At 42.3% G+C, this 15,495-nt stretch carries 18 protein-coding genes; 17 read left to right on the plus strand and 1 reads right to left on the minus strand.

From position 1 onward, the window contains the following. The first annotated feature begins 106 nt into the window (after positions 1 to 106). The 15 genes from aroC (at position 107) to E2R51_RS03235 (ending at position 13,341) form a co-directional block, all read left to right on the plus strand. Positions 107 to 1,279, plus strand: coding sequence for a chorismate synthase (gene aroC / locus E2R51_RS03165; protein ID WP_133375574.1), 1,173 nt, complete (start codon positions 107 to 109; stop codon positions 1,277 to 1,279). Next, on the plus strand, positions 1,280 to 2,377 hold the full coding sequence (aroB, locus tag E2R51_RS03170; protein ID WP_133375575.1) for a 3-dehydroquinate synthase: 1,098 nt from the start codon (positions 1,280 to 1,282) through the stop codon (positions 2,375 to 2,377). It begins immediately after the preceding gene. Next, a complete protein-coding gene (gene aroH, locus E2R51_RS03175; protein WP_133375576.1) occupies positions 2,374 to 2,745 on the plus strand; it encodes a chorismate mutase in 372 nt (123 codons plus the stop codon). Before aroB ends, aroH begins: the two co-directional genes overlap by 4 nt. A 96-nt stretch (positions 2,746 to 2,841) precedes the next feature. Further along, entirely contained in the window at positions 2,842 to 3,921 is a 1,080-nt protein-coding gene (hisC, locus tag E2R51_RS03180; protein WP_133375577.1) for a histidinol-phosphate transaminase, read from the plus strand. 19 nt (positions 3,922 to 3,940) lie between these two features. After that, complete coding sequence (locus tag E2R51_RS03185) at positions 3,941 to 5,044, plus strand: prephenate dehydrogenase (RefSeq protein ID WP_133375578.1); 1,104 nt, start codon at positions 3,941 to 3,943, stop codon at positions 5,042 to 5,044. Between the two features lie 19 nt (positions 5,045 to 5,063). Next, on the plus strand, positions 5,064 to 6,353 hold the full coding sequence (aroA, locus tag E2R51_RS03190; RefSeq protein WP_133375579.1) for a 3-phosphoshikimate 1-carboxyvinyltransferase: 1,290 nt from the start codon (positions 5,064 to 5,066) through the stop codon (positions 6,351 to 6,353). A gap of 137 nt (positions 6,354 to 6,490) precedes the next feature. After that, a complete protein-coding gene (locus tag E2R51_RS03195; RefSeq protein ID WP_240732946.1) occupies positions 6,491 to 7,786 on the plus strand; it encodes a tetratricopeptide repeat protein in 1,296 nt (431 codons plus the stop codon). Positions 7,787 to 7,829: 43 nt separating this feature from the next. Further along, a complete protein-coding gene (locus tag E2R51_RS03200; RefSeq protein WP_133375580.1) occupies positions 7,830 to 8,375 on the plus strand; it encodes a ReoY family proteolytic degradation factor in 546 nt (181 codons plus the stop codon). Positions 8,376 to 8,588: 213 nt separating this feature from the next. Beyond that, positions 8,589 to 9,050 (plus strand): YpiF family protein, encoded by a 462-nt coding sequence (locus tag E2R51_RS03205; RefSeq protein ID WP_133375581.1) that lies wholly within the window; start codon positions 8,589 to 8,591, stop codon positions 9,048 to 9,050. 151 nt (positions 9,051 to 9,201) lie between these two features. Continuing rightward, positions 9,202 to 9,714: a Rieske (2Fe-2S) protein gene (locus tag E2R51_RS03210; RefSeq protein ID WP_133375582.1), complete on the plus strand. Its 513-nt coding sequence runs from the start codon at positions 9,202 to 9,204 to the stop codon at positions 9,712 to 9,714. A gap of 14 nt (positions 9,715 to 9,728) precedes the next feature. Next, the gene (qcrB, locus tag E2R51_RS03215) at positions 9,729 to 10,403 is read left to right on the plus strand and encodes a menaquinol-cytochrome c reductase cytochrome b subunit (RefSeq protein ID WP_133375583.1); all 675 of its coding nucleotides are present in this window, start codon (positions 9,729 to 9,731) and stop codon (positions 10,401 to 10,403) included. 44 nt (positions 10,404 to 10,447) lie between these two features. Beyond that, positions 10,448 to 11,215, plus strand: a complete 768-nt coding sequence (locus E2R51_RS03220; RefSeq protein WP_133375584.1) for a menaquinol-cytochrome c reductase cytochrome b/c subunit — start codon at positions 10,448 to 10,450, stop codon at positions 11,213 to 11,215. A 57-nt stretch (positions 11,216 to 11,272) separates the two neighbouring features. Further along, positions 11,273 to 11,881, plus strand: coding sequence for a lipoprotein heptaprenylglyceryl N-acetyltransferase LhaT (lhaT, locus tag E2R51_RS03225; protein ID WP_133375585.1), 609 nt, complete (start codon positions 11,273 to 11,275; stop codon positions 11,879 to 11,881). A 41-nt stretch (positions 11,882 to 11,922) separates the two neighbouring features. Further along, the gene (locus E2R51_RS03230; RefSeq protein ID WP_133375586.1) at positions 11,923 to 12,606 is read left to right on the plus strand and encodes a sporulation protein YpjB; all 684 of its coding nucleotides are present in this window, start codon (positions 11,923 to 11,925) and stop codon (positions 12,604 to 12,606) included. Positions 12,607 to 12,663: 57 nt separating this feature from the next. Continuing rightward, positions 12,664 to 13,341 (plus strand): zinc metallopeptidase, encoded by a 678-nt coding sequence (locus E2R51_RS03235; RefSeq protein ID WP_133375587.1) that lies wholly within the window; start codon positions 12,664 to 12,666, stop codon positions 13,339 to 13,341. A gap of 44 nt (positions 13,342 to 13,385) precedes the next feature. Here E2R51_RS03235 and E2R51_RS03240 read toward each other — a convergent pair whose 3' ends face one another. Then, a complete protein-coding gene (locus E2R51_RS03240) occupies positions 13,386 to 14,255 on the minus strand; it encodes a YitT family protein (RefSeq protein ID WP_133375588.1) in 870 nt (289 codons plus the stop codon). Between the two features lie 88 nt (positions 14,256 to 14,343). Between E2R51_RS03240 and E2R51_RS03245 the strand changes: the two genes are divergently transcribed. Beyond that, positions 14,344 to 14,682 (plus strand): nucleotide pyrophosphohydrolase, encoded by a 339-nt coding sequence (locus E2R51_RS03245; protein ID WP_133375589.1) that lies wholly within the window; start codon positions 14,344 to 14,346, stop codon positions 14,680 to 14,682. A 5-nt stretch (positions 14,683 to 14,687) separates the two neighbouring features. After that, positions 14,688 to 15,491 carry a 4-hydroxy-tetrahydrodipicolinate reductase gene (gene dapB, locus E2R51_RS03250; RefSeq protein WP_133375590.1) on the plus strand — a complete coding sequence of 268 codons (804 nt, stop codon included), beginning with the start codon at positions 14,688 to 14,690 and terminating at the stop codon, positions 15,489 to 15,491. The last annotated feature ends 4 nt before the right edge of the window (positions 15,492 to 15,495 follow it).

The following is a 15,495-nucleotide window of genomic DNA, read 5'->3' on the forward strand; positions in this document are numbered from 1 at the left end:
ATGGCTTGATTTCATTTAAAAAAGATGAATTATTGACTACATTTAGGTTGAAAAGTATGATATAGTGTATCAAAATTGCTTTAGCGAGTTGAAGGGAGAAAGTGTTATGAGATATTTAACTGCGGGAGAATCACACGGTCCCCAATTAACAACTATTATCGAAGGACTTCCAGCAGGTCTGTTGCTGGAAGCTGAGGATATAAATAAACATTTAGCAAGAAGACAAAAAGGATACGGGCGCGGCAGAAGAATGCAGATTGAAACAGATCAGGCGCAAATTATGAGCGGAGTCCGGCATGGCAAAACACTAGGTTCACCGATTGCTTTAGTTGTTGAAAACAAAGATTGGACTCATTGGACGAAGATTATGGGAGCAGAAAGCCTTGATGAAGATGCTTTAGATGAGGTAAAGCGAAAGGTGACCAGACCCCGGCCGGGACATGCCGACTTAAACGGCGGAATTAAATACGGCCACAGAGACATGAGAAACGTGCTTGAAAGATCTTCTGCCAGGGAAACAACGGTACGGGTTGCTGCAGGAGGAGTCGCTCAAAAGCTGTTAAATGATCTAGGCATCAACATCTGTTGCCATGTGAAGGAAATTGGAGGAGTTGTCGCACAAACAGACGGCATAACGTCTGTAGATGAGATTAAAACTCTGTCAGAACAAAGTGAAGTTAGATGCGTGGACCCAGCTGCATCTGAAGAGATGAAAGCGGCGATTGATCAAGCCAAGAAAAACGGCGACTCTATAGGAGGAGTGGTTGAAGTGGTAGTTGAAGGCGTACCTGCAGGCTTAGGAAGTTATGTTCATTATGACCGTAAGCTGGATGCAAAGTTAGCTGCTGCAATAATGAGCATTAACGCCTTTAAGGGTGTTGAATTTGGCCTTGGTTTTGAGATGGCAAAACGATACGGCAGTCAGGTCCACGACGAAATTACCTGGTCTGAAGAACAGGGATATGCCAGAAAAACAAATCGTCTGGGCGGTTTTGAAGGCGGAATGACTACCGGCATGCCAATTGTTGTCCGTGGTGTAATGAAGCCGATCCCTACGCTTTATAAACCGCTGGAAAGTGTGGATATAGAAACAAAAGAACCTTTTACTGCAAGCATCGAACGATCAGACAGCTGCGCAGTGCCAGCAGCAGCGGTTGTAGCGGAAGCGGCAGTAGCCTGGGAAATTGCAGGGGCGATAATAGGGCAATTTGAAAGTGACAGGATGGACCATTTGCAGGAGTCCATCGAGCGATACAGAGCGTATACGAAGGAATTTTAAATGGAGACTATTTCTATAAAAACAACTCAGTCAGCGTACCCTGTTTATTTAGGCCAAGGTGCCATTAAAAAGCTCCCGGAGCATATTAACCGGCTTCAGCCTGCTGTTACATCTATTATGTACATTGTTGATGAAACGGTGAATAAATTGCACCGTAAATATATAGAAGACCATTTGCCTGTTAATGGGCAAATACACTGGTATGTTACACCCTCCGGAGAAAGTGCTAAAACATTTGAAGTATACCAGGAAGCACTGGGCGAAGCTTTAATGTTTGGCCTTGACAGGCACTCCTTAATAGTTGCGTGCGGAGGAGGAGCTACCGGCGATCTTGCCGGTTTTGTGGCAGCATCATTTATGAGAGGGATTCGGTTTGTCCAGGTGCCGACAACCATCTTAGCTCACGACAGTTCAGTGGGCGGCAAGGTGGCTATTAATCATCCGCTGGGAAAAAATATGGTAGGCAGTTTTCATCAGCCGGCAGCTGTAATCTATGATGTGCTCTTTTTAGCAACGCTGCCAGAACGGGAGGTACGGTCTGGCTTCGCGGAAGTAATTAAACATGCACTTATTGCTGACCCTGCATGGTTAAATAAACTGATCAGGGAAATACCTTCATTAAAATCTATTCCTTTAAATGTATTAACTGAATGTTTAAAGAAGGGCATCGAAATTAAATCATCGATTGTTGAGCAGGATGAAAAGGAACTTGGGATCCGCGCTCATTTGAATTTTGGCCATACATACGGTCATGCAATAGAGGCATGGGCTGGGTATGGCAAATGGACGCACGGAGAATCCATTATGGCAGGAATGATCTATGCCCTCATGCTGAGTGAAAAAATCAATCATCTGCAGTTTGATTTACATAATTTCATTCACTGGGTGACTGAATTAGGGTATGAGACGTCACCCCCGGCGGATGCATCATTTGACGAATTGCTTTTTCTTATGTTAAAAGATAAAAAAAACATTGCAAATGAAATTCGTTTTGTTCTGTTGAAAAAACCTGGGGAGCCGATTGTACAACAGGTAGATATTGAAGATTTAAAGGTTATTGACAATTTGATCCGAGATGCCAAAGGAGAGATACAATGATTCGAGGAATACGAGGAGCAACTACCGTAACTGAAGACCAAGAGGATTTGATTCTCTCAGCTACAGAAGCATTGCTTCAGGAGCTTATTGAAGCAAATGATATAGCGCCTTCCGATGTTGCATCGGTGTTTATATCTGTGACAAATGATCTTTCCTCCGCCTTCCCGGCAAAGGCGGTAAGAAAGTTTGAAAACTGGACCTATGTTCCTGTTATGTGCATGCAGGAGATCCCGGTGAGCGGGAGTCTGCCTTATTGCATTCGGCTTATGATGCATGTGAATACTTCCGAGTCGCAGGAAAGAATTCAGCACATCTATCAGCAAAAAGCCGTTCAGTTGAGACCGGATCTTTCCGAAACCGCGAAATAAAACTCATTGAAGCCATCATAACCATTATAATAAGTATGTAATAAGCAGCTAAAGCCATTTTACCTATAATCTTTGAAACAGATAGGATGATCTTTCATGAACGTTAGAGCACAAGTAACAAATTTAGTTCCTTATAAACCCGGTAAACCCTCAGACGAGGTTAAGAAAGAATTTGGATTAAGTGAAATTGTGAAACTGGCTTCAAATGAAAATCCGTTTGGCTATTCATCAAAAATTGATGAATGGTTCAGAGAAAATGGAGTAAATCATGCCATCTATCCTGATGGCTATGCATCTAATTTACGGAATTCATTAGCACGGCATTATTCATTAAAGCCACAGCAGTTTATTTTGGGAAATGGATCGGATGAGGTGATTCAAATTATCTCACGGTCGCTATTAGAACCTGGAAAGAAAACGGTTATGCCTGTCCCTTCTTTTTCGCAGTATAAACATAATGCAATTATTGAAGGAGCAGAAGTAGTGGAGGTTCCTTTAATAGATGGAGAGCATGATCTTCAGTCGATGGCTGAGGCAATTGATGAATCTACGTCTATTGTATGGGTGTGCAGCCCCAACAATCCCACCGGCACTTATATCAATGATGCAAAACTGCGCAGTTTCTTTGATAAGGTGCCAAAGGATGTGCTGATTGTATTGGATGAAGCTTATTATGAGTACGTGACAGCAGACGATTATTATGATGCCATTTCATTAATCAGCGAGTACCCCAACCTGCTCGTAACCAGAACTTTTTCAAAGGCATATGGTCTGGCAGGATTTCGTGTGGGGTATGGAATGGCTTCAGAAGAACTTATTCAATCAATTGAACCGGTAAGGCAGCCGTTTAATACAAATGTTTTAGGACAGGCAGCAGCAGGCATTGCATTAGAAGATCAGTCCTTTATAAGCAGCTGCAGCAAGTCAAATCGTGAAGGCCTGGAGCAGTATTACCAATTTTGCAAAGAGCACGGCCTATCGTATTTCCCCTCTCAGGGAAATTTTATTTTAATTGATTTTAAACAGGATGGAGACCTGCTTTTTGAACAATTGATGAAGAAGGGGTTTATCGTCCGTAGCGGTCAGGCTCTAGGCTATCCGACAGCCTTAAGAATAACGATCGGGTCGAAAGAGCAAAATGAAAAAATTATAAAAGTGCTAAAAGAAATACTCTAGCAATAAAAGGTGTGATGGGATGGAAGGCAGAGTTGTAATTATTGGACTAGGGTTGATCGGAGGTTCTATTGGATTATCGATCCTCCAGGAGAATCCACATGCTACAGTGATTGGCTATGACGTTAAGGAAAAAGAAATGCGTCTGGCACAAGCGATGAATGCGATAACGCATGTATCTCTTAATCTTCGGGAAGAAGTGGAACAGAGTGATGTCGTATTTTTGTGTACCCCTGTTCTTCAAACTGAAAAATTAATAGAAGAAATTGCGGGCTGGTCGCTGCAGCCACACGTAATTGTAACAGATGTAGGCAGCACAAAAAGCAGGATCATGGATAAAGCTCATGCCCTGGAGATTCAGGGCTTTTCCTTTATAGGAGGCCACCCGATGGCAGGCTCCCATAAGAGCGGGGTAGCGGCTGCCAAAGTATTTTTATTCGAAAATGCTTTTTACTTACTGACGCCGGGGAAAAATGTTTCACAAGATAAAATTGAAACCTTAAAAGGCTGGCTGGCAGGAACGAAAGCGAAATTTCTGACTGTGGATCCAAAAGAGCATGACGAGATCACAGGAATGGTTAGTCATTTTCCGCATATTGTTGCTTCTTCACTCGTCCATCAGGTTAAAAAGGTGCACTCCTCTCAACCGCTGATTTCGAGGCTCGCCGCTGGCGGTTTTCGTGATTTATCGCGAATTGCTTCTTCAGATCCAATGATGTGGAGAGACATTACCATGCATAATGTGGAAATCTTAAAGCAGCTGCTGCAGGATTGGCAGCAGGAAATGAATGAAGTTATTCGTTTGCTTGATGAAGGTGATGCTGACGCGATGTATTATTATTTTGATGAAGCGAAGCAGTTCAGAGATAATATGCCCATTTTGCAAAAAGGAGCAATCCCTTCTTTTTATGATTTGTTCGTTGATATCCCGGATTATCCTGGGATCATCTCTGAAATAACAGGTCTGCTGGCAAAAGAAGAAATCAGTATTGTTAATATTCGAATTATGGAAACCAGAGAAGAAATTTATGGTGTGCTTGCCATCAGCTTTCAAACAGATGAAGACCGCAAGCGGGGGGAACGCTGTCTGCGTACCACCACACCATATGAGGTATTTACTGTTTAAGTGAAAGGGAGTTACAGACATGAAGCAGCTATTATCATTTAATCAGCCGGTTTTGCAAGGCTCCATTCGCGTGCCCGGTGATAAATCAATTTCACACAGATCCATTATGTTTGGAGCTATTGCCAAAGGGAAAACAGTCATTACCGGATTTTTAAAAGGGGATGACTGTCTCAGCACAATTGACTGTTTTCGCAAAATGGGTGTGACGATAGAAGAGCATGAAGAAACAATTATCGTTCATGGTGTCGGGTTTGAGGGGCTTAAAGAGCCACAGGATATTTTAGATGTTGGCAATTCAGGCACCACAACAAGATTGCTTTTAGGAATACTCTCTGGACGGCCATTTCATTCAGTAGTAATTGGGGATCATTCCATTGCCTCAAGACCGATGAAGCGGGTGACTGAACCTTTGAGCCGGATGGGCGCGACCATTGATGGACGACATAACGGCCAATACACCCCTCTTTCGATCAGAGGCGGAGAGTTGACTCCCATTACCTATGAGCTCCCTCATGCAAGCGCACAATTAAAATCAGCGATACTATTTGCCGGCCTTCAAGCTGAAGGAACGACAAGAATTATCGAACCTGAAAAAACGCGCGACCACACTGAATTTATGATTAAACAATTTGGGGGAACAATCGATCGGGAGGGCAATGAAATCATAGTACAGGGCGGCCAGCAGTTACACGGTCAGTCGATCGATGTTCCGGGAGATATTTCATCAGCTGCATTCTTCCTTGCAGCAGGAGCAATTGTAAAAGGCAGCAGGGTGTCATTAAAACACGTAGGTGTAAATCCTACCCGGGCAGGCATAATCGAGGTTCTGGAGCAAATGGGCGGTAGTCTGCAAATAGACGGGATTCCTTCTAAAGGAGAGCCAATTGCAAACTTGACAGTGGAATATGGCAAATTAACGTCGACAGAAATCGGAGGAGCACTTATTCCGCGCTTAATCGATGAAATCCCTATTATAGCCCTGCTGGCGACGCAAGCGGAAGGCACGACCACGATAAAAAATGCAGAAGAGCTCAAAGTGAAAGAAACGAACCGCATTGACGCAGTTGTCGAGGAACTGTCCAAACTCGGCGCCAATATACAGGCAACGAACGACGGCATGATCATTCAAGGTCCAACCGAGCTTCATGGGGGTAAAGTTAACTCCAGAGGCGATCATCGTATTGGTATGATGCTCGCTGTTGCAGCATTATTAATTAAAGAAGAAGTAGAGATTGAAGGAATTGAATCCATCAGCGTTTCATACCCCGGATTTTTCAAAGACTTAAATTCTATTCTGTCAAAGCAGTGAATGATGTCGATTGACATCATTTACTTTTTTTTTTGATAAAAAGGATTTTTTACAGGTCTTATCGAATTAATATCCCTAAGAAGCTGCACAATAGTTTAAAGTTGCTTATTGGTCAGATTTTTTTTAGGATGTAAGGTATGATCCAACTGAAAGAAATGAGGGACCACCAAGTGAATGCATCAACCCAAATGATTCAATATTTACACGAAGGCAAGCTTGAACAGGCATTAAATGAATTCTCTAAAATTAAGGCAGGCGGCACAGATGATGAAAAATTTGAGCTTGCTGAAGAGCTGTTCCAGCTTGGATTTCATGAACACGCCAAAGAATTATTTCAACTGCTTATTCAGTCATACCCTGATGAAGGAGAATTAAAAGTGCTGCTCGCTGAAACGCTTGTTGAACTGGATGACACGGAGGAAGCGATCCTGCAGCTGGACGATATAAGCAAAGGGGATGAGTTTTATCCAAGATCTCTGCTGCTCGCAGCAGATCTCTATCAAATGCAGGGACTTTACGAAGTAAGTGAAAGAAAACTTTTGCTTGCTAACCGAACCTTGCCGGGTGAACCAATAATTCATTTTGCATTAGCTGAACTGTACAATGAACAAGGTAAATTTTTAGAGGCAATCAGACATTATAAAGAAATAACAAAAGCAGGATTGGAAGAAGTTGCGGGAGTCCAGATAAATCAGCGCTTGGGCGAATGCTACAGCGCGGGCGGGGCTTTCGAAGAATCTTTGCCTTATTATGAAAAGGCGCTGGAAAATAACAGGGAAATAAATACTTTATTCGGCTATGGCTTCACAGCCTTTCAATCTGCGCATTATCAGACAGCAATCGAAATCTTTTCTGAACTTGTTGAAGCGGATCCGGAATATCATTCCGCCTATACGTTGCTTGCGAAAGCGTATGAACATGAAGAAAGACTCGATGACGCAATGGATGCGGCAGAGAATGGTCTAAAGGCGGACCCGTTCAATAAAGAGTTATATTTATTTGCCGGAAAACTTGCATTAAAACAGGGGAACGAAGGCAAATCGGAAAATTACCTCAGGGAATCCATCGCCATTGACCCGAACTATTTGGAGGCCGGTTTGCTTTTGAACAGGCTCCTGATCAAGCAGGAAAGAGCCGAAGATGTCATTGAATTAATTCAGCATATTGAAAACGCCGGAGAAAGCGACCCTCAATTCAGATGGGACGCGGCGAAAGCATATGAATGGATGGAGGAATTTGATAAGGCTTCGAATGAATATACCCAAGCATATGTGGTATATAATGATCATATAGATTTCCTTGAGGATTATGGAGCATTCCTTTTAGAGGAAAGCCGTGTGAAAGAAGCGCATACGATTTATGCTAAGCTGGTAAAAAAAGATCCGACAAATGCAGATTGGTTAGAACGCCTTGAACGCCTTGAGCAAATGTAAATACCTGTCGCATTACTGATCAATGAGTAAAGGGGGGGAACGCATGGCAGCACCAGTATCAGTTCACGAAAAAAAGGATTTTATTCGGTGGTTTTTAAATCATTACCAGCTTAAAAGAAGAGAATCCGTATGGATTCTAAATTATTTGATGAGCCACGATGAACTCATGGAAAATCTGCACTTTGTAGAAGAAGCACAGTATTGCCCCAGAGGAATTGTAATGTCAACTCAATGTGTGGACGATGTAGCTTTTCGATTTTATAAAGGAAATATAATGACAACAGATGCCGAAAAATCATTTCACGATATTCGGCTGCACCGGGACGAAGATATTTTTATTCAGCTTAATTTCAATGGTTCCCATGCTACTCATCAGTATGCGGCAGTCATGGAGGAGAATCCTTTTATGCCGAAATATTTGCGTATTACGGAAAAAGACAGAATTGTAGCTGAACAATTCTTAAAGGAAAGTATCGTAACGTTTAAACGTCAAAAGCTTCTTGACGAAATTGACCGTGCATTGGATGCTCAGGACCATGAAACTTTTACTAAACTAACCGAAGAATTAAAAAATGTCTCACTATTATAGTTGCAACGCTATAGTTTGTTTTAAAAGAGCTAATCAACAAACTGATCTGACTATCTAAATAATCAGGCCATAGTTTTACTAATAAAAGCCATGATTAGCTAAGAAGGGTCAGCGAATGCAAGCGTTTGTCAAGACTCCGGAGACGATCGGCAACGATCGTCTTTTTTTTGTGTTAAAATACAGAAAGATACATATGAAAGGAGATTTTTGGTTATGTTATGGAATGCACAGGAGATTGATTTATTTCTAAAAGAAAAGGCATATATAGATACTGTTGTTATCCCTCTTTTGCCTGTCAGCATCTCGGACGGGACAAGACAGGAGGCTGAGCAGGCGGAATTCATTTCACTGCTTACTGCAATGCTTGAAAGACAGTTTAAGGGCAGAATGCTGCTTATTCCTGCTTTTACTTATATGACTTCCCGGGATCATCGTGCAAAAATAGAGGAATTAAAAAGCTGGTGTGATGAGTTATCCGCTCAAGGGTTTGCCCATACTGTATGCATTACCTCAGATACGTCATGGAAAGGCCATGAAGAAGAGCTGGATGCTAATATAATCTGGATGCCTTCAATTCCGCTGCACCACATGGATGATAAATATAAGCGGAAAATTGTCGATGATCAGGTTAACCAGCTTATTAAAATAATTGTTCAAAAATGGCAAAGTGCATAACGTTCAAAAAAACTTCACATTGTGGAAATGAAAAGGCTCTGCGCATTATTGACCTAGATAATATATTGATATATCATGAATATGTCCTAGTTATATATTTGTGCGAAAAATGTCCGGATTGGACTGACCTGAAGATAGAGGGGGGAAAAAAATGAGTAACCAACGTGTTTCACGTCGTCAATTTTTAAATTATACACTTACTGGTGTAGGCGGTTTCATGGCGGCAGGAATGCTCATGCCGATGGTGCGTTTTGCTATCGATCCAGTTCTTAAAGCTGAGGCTGGTGGTGATTTTATTACGACTGGTACAGCAGAAGATGAAATTACGGATGTGCCGACTCGTGTCGATTTTACTTTTGAGCAAGTTGATGCATGGTACACATCTGAAGTAACACAAACAGCCTGGGTATACAAGGATGGTTCGGGGAAAATTGTTGCACTTAGCCCGACTTGTAAGCATTTAGGCTGTACGGTGAACTGGGAAGGGAATCCAGATGAACCTGAACACTTCTTCTGTCCTTGTCATAATGGTTTATATGAAAAATCGGGCAAAAATGTTCCGGGAACACCGCCAACAGCTCCTTTAGATATGTTTGAAGCTAGAGTTAGCGATGACGGTATTTTACAACTCGGACCGGTCGTGCCTAACACGATTGTAAAGTAAAGGGGGCGTAATTGGTGCTTAATAAGATTTATGATTGGGTCGACGAGCGTTTAGACATAACACCAATGTGGCGCGACATCGCAGACCATGAAGTGCCTGAGCATGTTAATCCGGCTCATCACTTTTCAGCGTTTGTATACTGCTTTGGTGGATTAACATTTTTTGTAACCGTCATCCAAATTTTGTCTGGTATGTTTTTAACAATGTATTATGTACCTGATATTGAAAATGCTTGGAGATCGGTTTATTATCTTCAAAATGAAGTTGCTTTTGGTGTCATTGTGCGGGGTATGCATCACTGGGGAGCCAGTTTGGTTATTGTCATGCTGTTTCTTCATACTCTACGGGTATTCTTCACGGGTGCGTACAAAAAACCTCGTGAGTTAAACTGGGTAGTAGGCGTACTTATTTTCTTTGTTATGCTGGGTCTTGGCTTTACTGGCTATCTATTACCATGGGATATGAAAGCACTATTCGCTACGAAAGTAGGAATTGAAATTGCAGCATCGACTCCGCTGATCGGGGAGCAAATCAGATCGCTGCTTGCAGGAGATCCGCATATTTTAGGTGCTCAAACCTTAACCCGATTCTTCGCGATTCATGTGTTCTTCTTGCCTGGAGCTCTTCTTGGACTCATGGCAGCTCACTTTATCATGATTCGTAAACAAGGTATTTCTGGACCACTTTAATTTTGAGTTGCTATTAAGAGAGAGAAACAAAGGAGGGAAAAGCTATGCATCGCGGAAAAGGGATGAAATTTGTAGGAGACTCGCGTGTACCTGCAAATCGTAAGCCGAATATACCGAAAGATTATTCGGAGTTCCCGGGCAAAACGGAAGCGTTCTGGCCAAACTTCTTATTGAAAGAATGGTTGGTTGGGGCAGTATTTTTAATTGGATACCTTTCATTAACTGTGGCTCACGAGCCGCCTTTAGAGAAAATTGCGGATCCAACAGATGCTGGTTACATTCCATTGCCTGACTGGTACTTTTTGTTCTTATATCAATTACTTAAATATGACTTTGCATCAGGCCCATACAATGTGGTAGGTGCATTTGTTATCCCGGGTATCGCGTTTGGAGCATTGTTGTTAGCTCCATTTATTGACAGAGGACCCGAACGCCGTCCAGGCAAACGCCCATTAGCAACATCTTTCATGTTGTTAGGTGTGGCAGCAACGATCTTCCTTACATGGGAATCTGTAGCTCACCATGACTGGGAAACACAACGCTCACAAGGTGAGATTGTAGCTGAAGTAGAGGTTGATACGGAAGCGCCCGGTTATCTGGTTTATCAGGAACAAGGCTGTATCGGCTGTCATGGCGACAGTCTTCAGGGAGGGGGAGCTGCTCCTCAATTAACAGGTGCCGCACTTTCCCCTGAAGAAGTAGCAGATATTGCTGTTAATGGTAAAGGCAACATGCCGGCTGACCTGTTCCAGGGAACAGATGAAGAGCTGGACGAGCTTGCTAAGTTCGTTTCTGAAGTATCAAACGAATAATACTTATTTTAGAGAGCCAGTGCTGACTGGCTCTCTTTTTTGAAAGAGAGGATGGGCATGAAGGAGTATATTTATACAATTTTAGGAAATAGAACCTTTTTATGGCTTCTGTTTTTTACCAATCTTCTGGGGACAATATATGGGTACATTTGGTATATTCCGCAGCTTGAAATCACGAAGCCGGTATTTTTACCGTTTGTGCCAGACAGTCCGACAGCAAGCCTTTTTTTTACAATTGTTCTTTTTCTTTATCTGATGGGTAAAAGATCGAAAATTATGGAGGCGCTTGCTCTTATTACATTATTTAAATACGGGATTTGGGCTGTTGTGATGAATGTCTTAACATGGCAGGTTACAGGGTTTATTTCACTCCAGGCATGGATGCTGATCCTTTCACACGCGGCGATGGCTCTTCAGGGTTTATTGTATGTTCCCTATTACCGGTTTTCAGCCTGGCATTTAATCCTTGCTGCCATCTGGACATTACATAACGATGTGATTGACTATGTATTTATGCAATACCCGATCTACTCCAGATTAGAAGAGTATATTCTTCAAATAGGTTATTTCACTTTTTGGCTCAGTATTGTATCGGTGGGCATTGCTTATTGGCTGGTTGTTCGGGGAGATCGTCATCTGCGCTATTTAAAGAATTTACCTTCTTAAAAAAACCCTTCCTGCATAAAGTAGTGGGGGGAGGGATTTGGATGAAGAACCGGCACGTTATCATGTTGTTGATATTTTTCTTACTGGTAGTTCCCTTTCAATCTGTCCGTGCAGCAAGTGAATTCGAAACTGTTATACAATATATAGCCGCTGGAGATTATGAAGAAGGGGTAGATCTTCTTCACAGCTGGTTTACTCAAATAGAGAAGGAACAGCAGGTTGATCTGTACCATCCGTTTACCAGTCTTATTTCGGAGCTTTCTTCTGAGCAGCTGACTCATGATCAAAAAGTATTGAGTGTTTGGTCTTTTGTTTCCTTAGCGGAATATTCCACAAAAAACACGGTTGAATACACGCGTTTTTTAACTGCCAAGCTTGATTCTAAGTGGCAGGCTGGAGAGGAACTTTCCGATGCGGAAGCGAAAGAATTAAACGAACTGTATAATGCAATGGTGCCAACACTTCAGCTGATTTCCGACCGGCATGATCAGCCAACCATGCAAACCATCTCAAAATCTGTCAGCGGTCCGCTCCTTTTTTCTGCCGGCAATGAAAGTACGCTTCCGCCATTTGATGTTTGGTACAATGAACAAACAGGTTATTCCACTCTTTGGATCGTATCCTTCATTACAGGTGCTGTGGTAATTACTGCCTTATCCTATGTTTCATGGCGAAAATATGACGGTGAAATCAGAAGGAAGAGAATTCGGAATCATAACGATTGACAGTCCCTCTTTTATAAAGGTAAAATTTAATCAAACATACATCAATGGAGGGACACAATGGAAATATTGATTTATTTTGCGATTATTTTGATCGTGCCAATCTGGGCGAACATGAGGGTCAAAAAGACGTACAAGAAGTATTCAAAAATCGCAACTACTGCTAATATGACTGGTGCTGAAGTAGCCCGCAGAATTTTGCAGGATAATGGTATTTTTGATGTGGCAGTAAAGCCCGGCAAAGGATTTTTGAGCGATCACTATAACCCGCGCACAAAAGAAATTGTCCTTTCCCCGGATAACTACCATGGCATGTCGGTAGCAGGGGCTGCAGTGGCAGCTCATGAAGTTGGACACGCTATTCAAGACGATGAAGGCTATTCATTTTTAAAATTCCGTTCCGCCTTGGCTCCAGTAGCGAATCTGGGATCAAATCTATCCATCTTTCTGATTATTGGCGGGGCTTTGCTTGGGGCTATGCAGCTTTACCTGGCAGGTATTATCTTTTTTGCGGTGGCTGTTTTGTTTCAGTTCGTAACACTGCCGGTTGAATTTAATGCTTCCTCCCGGGCGATGACCCAAATGGTCAGCAGTGGAATTATTCGGAACGAAGAAGAGCCTCACGCCAAGAAGGTGTTAAATGCAGCAGCATTAACATATGTTGCCGCTGCTATGATCGCATTGCTCGAGCTGCTTCGCTTTATTCTGATGTTTATGGGAATGAACGGAGACGATTAAAAACAAAGGACTGCCAGATTAATCTGGCAGTCCTTTTTTGGTAGTTATTCAATCGGGCGTTTGTATTCATCTAATGTAAATCCTTCTCCCAGGACATCGTGAACATCCGTTACGGATACAAAAGCATGCGGGTCTACAGAGGTAATGATATTTTTTAAACGGACTATTTCATTTCGTCCCACCACGCAGTACAACACAGACCTTGATTCTTTTGAATAGTGGCCAATGCCATTTAAAACGGTGACCCCACGGTCCATTTCAAGCGTGATCTTATCAGCAATTTGAGCCTGAAGCGGAGAGATAATCATTGCGCCTTTCGCAGCATAAGCACCTTCCTGCATAAAATCAATGACACGGGCCCCGACAAAAACGGCAACAAGCGTGTACATGGCCTCTCTGTAATTTAAATAGGTCACGAGTGACAGCACGATTACGATTGCATCGAATAAAAACATCGTACGGCCCATGCTCCATCCAATATATTTATTGGCGAGCCTTGCGATAATATCCACACCGCCTGTTGTGCCGCCGTACCTGAATATGATTCCCAGCCCGGCACCAATAAAAACACCGGCAAAGAGCGCAGCCAGAAATAAATCATTGGATAAAGGAATGGAAAATTGATATCTGTAAAACACTTCAAGAAAGAAAGATACGCTAATGGTGCCCAATATTGTGTAAAGAAAAACTTTTCTCCCGAGTAGTTTCCAGCCAATCAAAAAAATAGGAATATTAAGAAGCAGATTCGTTATGGAAGGTTTTAAATCAAAAATAAAGTATAATAAAAGCGTGATTCCTGTAAATCCCCCTTCAGCCAAGTTGTTTTGAATGTTAAAATGAACGATACCGAAGCTGAATATGGCTGAACCAAGTAAAATAAATAAGCTGTTTTTCAATTTTAAACCAAAAGGCATAGGTGACCCTCCTTAAAATTTCATACATACGAAAGCAATTATAGTCAAATAAATCATTTAAAGCAATGGGAATTGGGAGTGAATGGTAATGGAAGAAAAAAAGACAATTGCAGATATGCAGATGGAAGTTGACCAGTACATAAGTCAATTTAAAGAAGGCTATTTTAGCCCGCTGGCCATGATCGCAAGAATGACGGAAGAATTAGGCGAATTGGCCCGGGAAGTAAACCATCATTATGGAGAAAAACCCAAGAAGACCTCAGAAGAAGACAGTACAGTTGAAGAGGAACTTGGCGACTTGCTTTTTGTGCTGACCTGTTTTGCAAATCAGCAAAACATCCGCCTGGAGGATGCACATGCCAGAGTTATGAAAAAGTTCAGCACGCGGGACAAAGACCGCTGGACGCGTAAAGACAAGGAGGAATGAGAATTATGGCAGACACAATTAAAATTGTCATCGCAGGTCCCAGAGGAAGAATGGGACGAGAGGCCGTGAAGCTGGTTCAAAATACACCCCATTTTACATTGGCGGGTGCTGTAGATCATAGAAATGACGGGAAAACGTTAGGTGAGCTCGAAGGCTTTGCTGACAGCAATATTCCAGTCTACAGTGATCTGGAAAAGTGTTTTCAGGACACGTTACCGGATGTGTTAATTGATTTAACTACACCTGAAACTGGGTATTTACATACCAGAACAGCCCTCTTAAACCAGGTGCGGCCGGTTGTGGGAACGACAGGATTTAACGATGAACAGTTAAAGGAATTAAAACAGCTTGCCGAAGAGCGGGAGATTGGGGTAATTATTGCACCTAACTTTGCAATTGGCGCAGTTTTAATGATGAAGTTTTCACAAATGGCTGCAAAATACCTTGATGATGTTGAAATCATGGAAATGCATCATGATCAAAAACTGGATGCTCCTTCGGGCACAGCATTAAAAACGGCTCAAATGATTCAACAGCAGCGTGCATCCAAAAAACAGGGCCACCCAAAGGAACAGGAGACGATCCAAGGAGCAAGAGGAGCCGATATGGATGGAATGAAAATACACAGCATCCGCTTGCCTGGACTAATCGCTCACCAGCAGGTGATGTTCGGTGGAGAAGGGCAGCTTCTGACAATCCGTCATGATTCACATGACAGAACTTCTTTTATGTCGGGTGTCAAAATCTGTGTAGAAACCATTATGACTCTTAATACACTGGTTTATGGTCTGGAAAACATACTGGATTAAGAAT

This window comes from Jeotgalibacillus sp. S-D1 (assembly GCF_004358665.1).
Lineage (GTDB): Bacteria > Bacillota > Bacilli > Bacillales > Jeotgalibacillaceae > Jeotgalibacillus.

Excerpts from the sequence above, each read along its gene's own strand:
- lhaT (WP_133375585.1), top strand. The coding sequence starts at position 11,273 with ATGAAGGAGTATATTTATACAATTTTAGGAAATAGAACCTTTTTATGG.
- aroC (WP_133375574.1), top strand. The coding sequence starts at position 107 with ATGAGATATTTAACTGCGGGAGAATCACACGGTCCCCAATTAACAACT.
- E2R51_RS03195 (WP_240732946.1), top strand. The coding sequence starts at position 6,491 with ATGATCCAACTGAAAGAAATGAGGGACCACCAAGTGAATGCATCAACC.
- dapB (WP_133375590.1), top strand. The coding sequence starts at position 14,688 with ATGGCAGACACAATTAAAATTGTCATCGCAGGTCCCAGAGGAAGAATG.
- E2R51_RS03205 (WP_133375581.1), top strand. The coding sequence starts at position 8,589 with ATGTTATGGAATGCACAGGAGATTGATTTATTTCTAAAAGAAAAGGCA.
- E2R51_RS03185 (WP_133375578.1), top strand. The coding sequence starts at position 3,941 with ATGGAAGGCAGAGTTGTAATTATTGGACTAGGGTTGATCGGAGGTTCT.
- E2R51_RS03240 (WP_133375588.1), bottom strand. The coding sequence starts at position 14,255 with ATGCCTTTTGGTTTAAAATTGAAAAACAGCTTATTTATTTTACTTGGT.
- aroH (WP_133375576.1), top strand. The coding sequence starts at position 2,374 with ATGATTCGAGGAATACGAGGAGCAACTACCGTAACTGAAGACCAAGAG.
- hisC (WP_133375577.1), top strand. The coding sequence starts at position 2,842 with ATGAACGTTAGAGCACAAGTAACAAATTTAGTTCCTTATAAACCCGGT.
- E2R51_RS03200 (WP_133375580.1), top strand. The coding sequence starts at position 7,830 with ATGGCAGCACCAGTATCAGTTCACGAAAAAAAGGATTTTATTCGGTGG.
- E2R51_RS03230 (WP_133375586.1), top strand. The coding sequence starts at position 11,923 with ATGAAGAACCGGCACGTTATCATGTTGTTGATATTTTTCTTACTGGTA.
- E2R51_RS03210 (WP_133375582.1), top strand. The coding sequence starts at position 9,202 with ATGAGTAACCAACGTGTTTCACGTCGTCAATTTTTAAATTATACACTT.
- E2R51_RS03220 (WP_133375584.1), top strand. The coding sequence starts at position 10,448 with ATGCATCGCGGAAAAGGGATGAAATTTGTAGGAGACTCGCGTGTACCT.
- E2R51_RS03235 (WP_133375587.1), top strand. The coding sequence starts at position 12,664 with ATGGAAATATTGATTTATTTTGCGATTATTTTGATCGTGCCAATCTGG.
- aroB (WP_133375575.1), top strand. The coding sequence starts at position 1,280 with ATGGAGACTATTTCTATAAAAACAACTCAGTCAGCGTACCCTGTTTAT.
- E2R51_RS03245 (WP_133375589.1), top strand. The coding sequence starts at position 14,344 with ATGGAAGAAAAAAAGACAATTGCAGATATGCAGATGGAAGTTGACCAG.
- aroA (WP_133375579.1), top strand. The coding sequence starts at position 5,064 with ATGAAGCAGCTATTATCATTTAATCAGCCGGTTTTGCAAGGCTCCATT.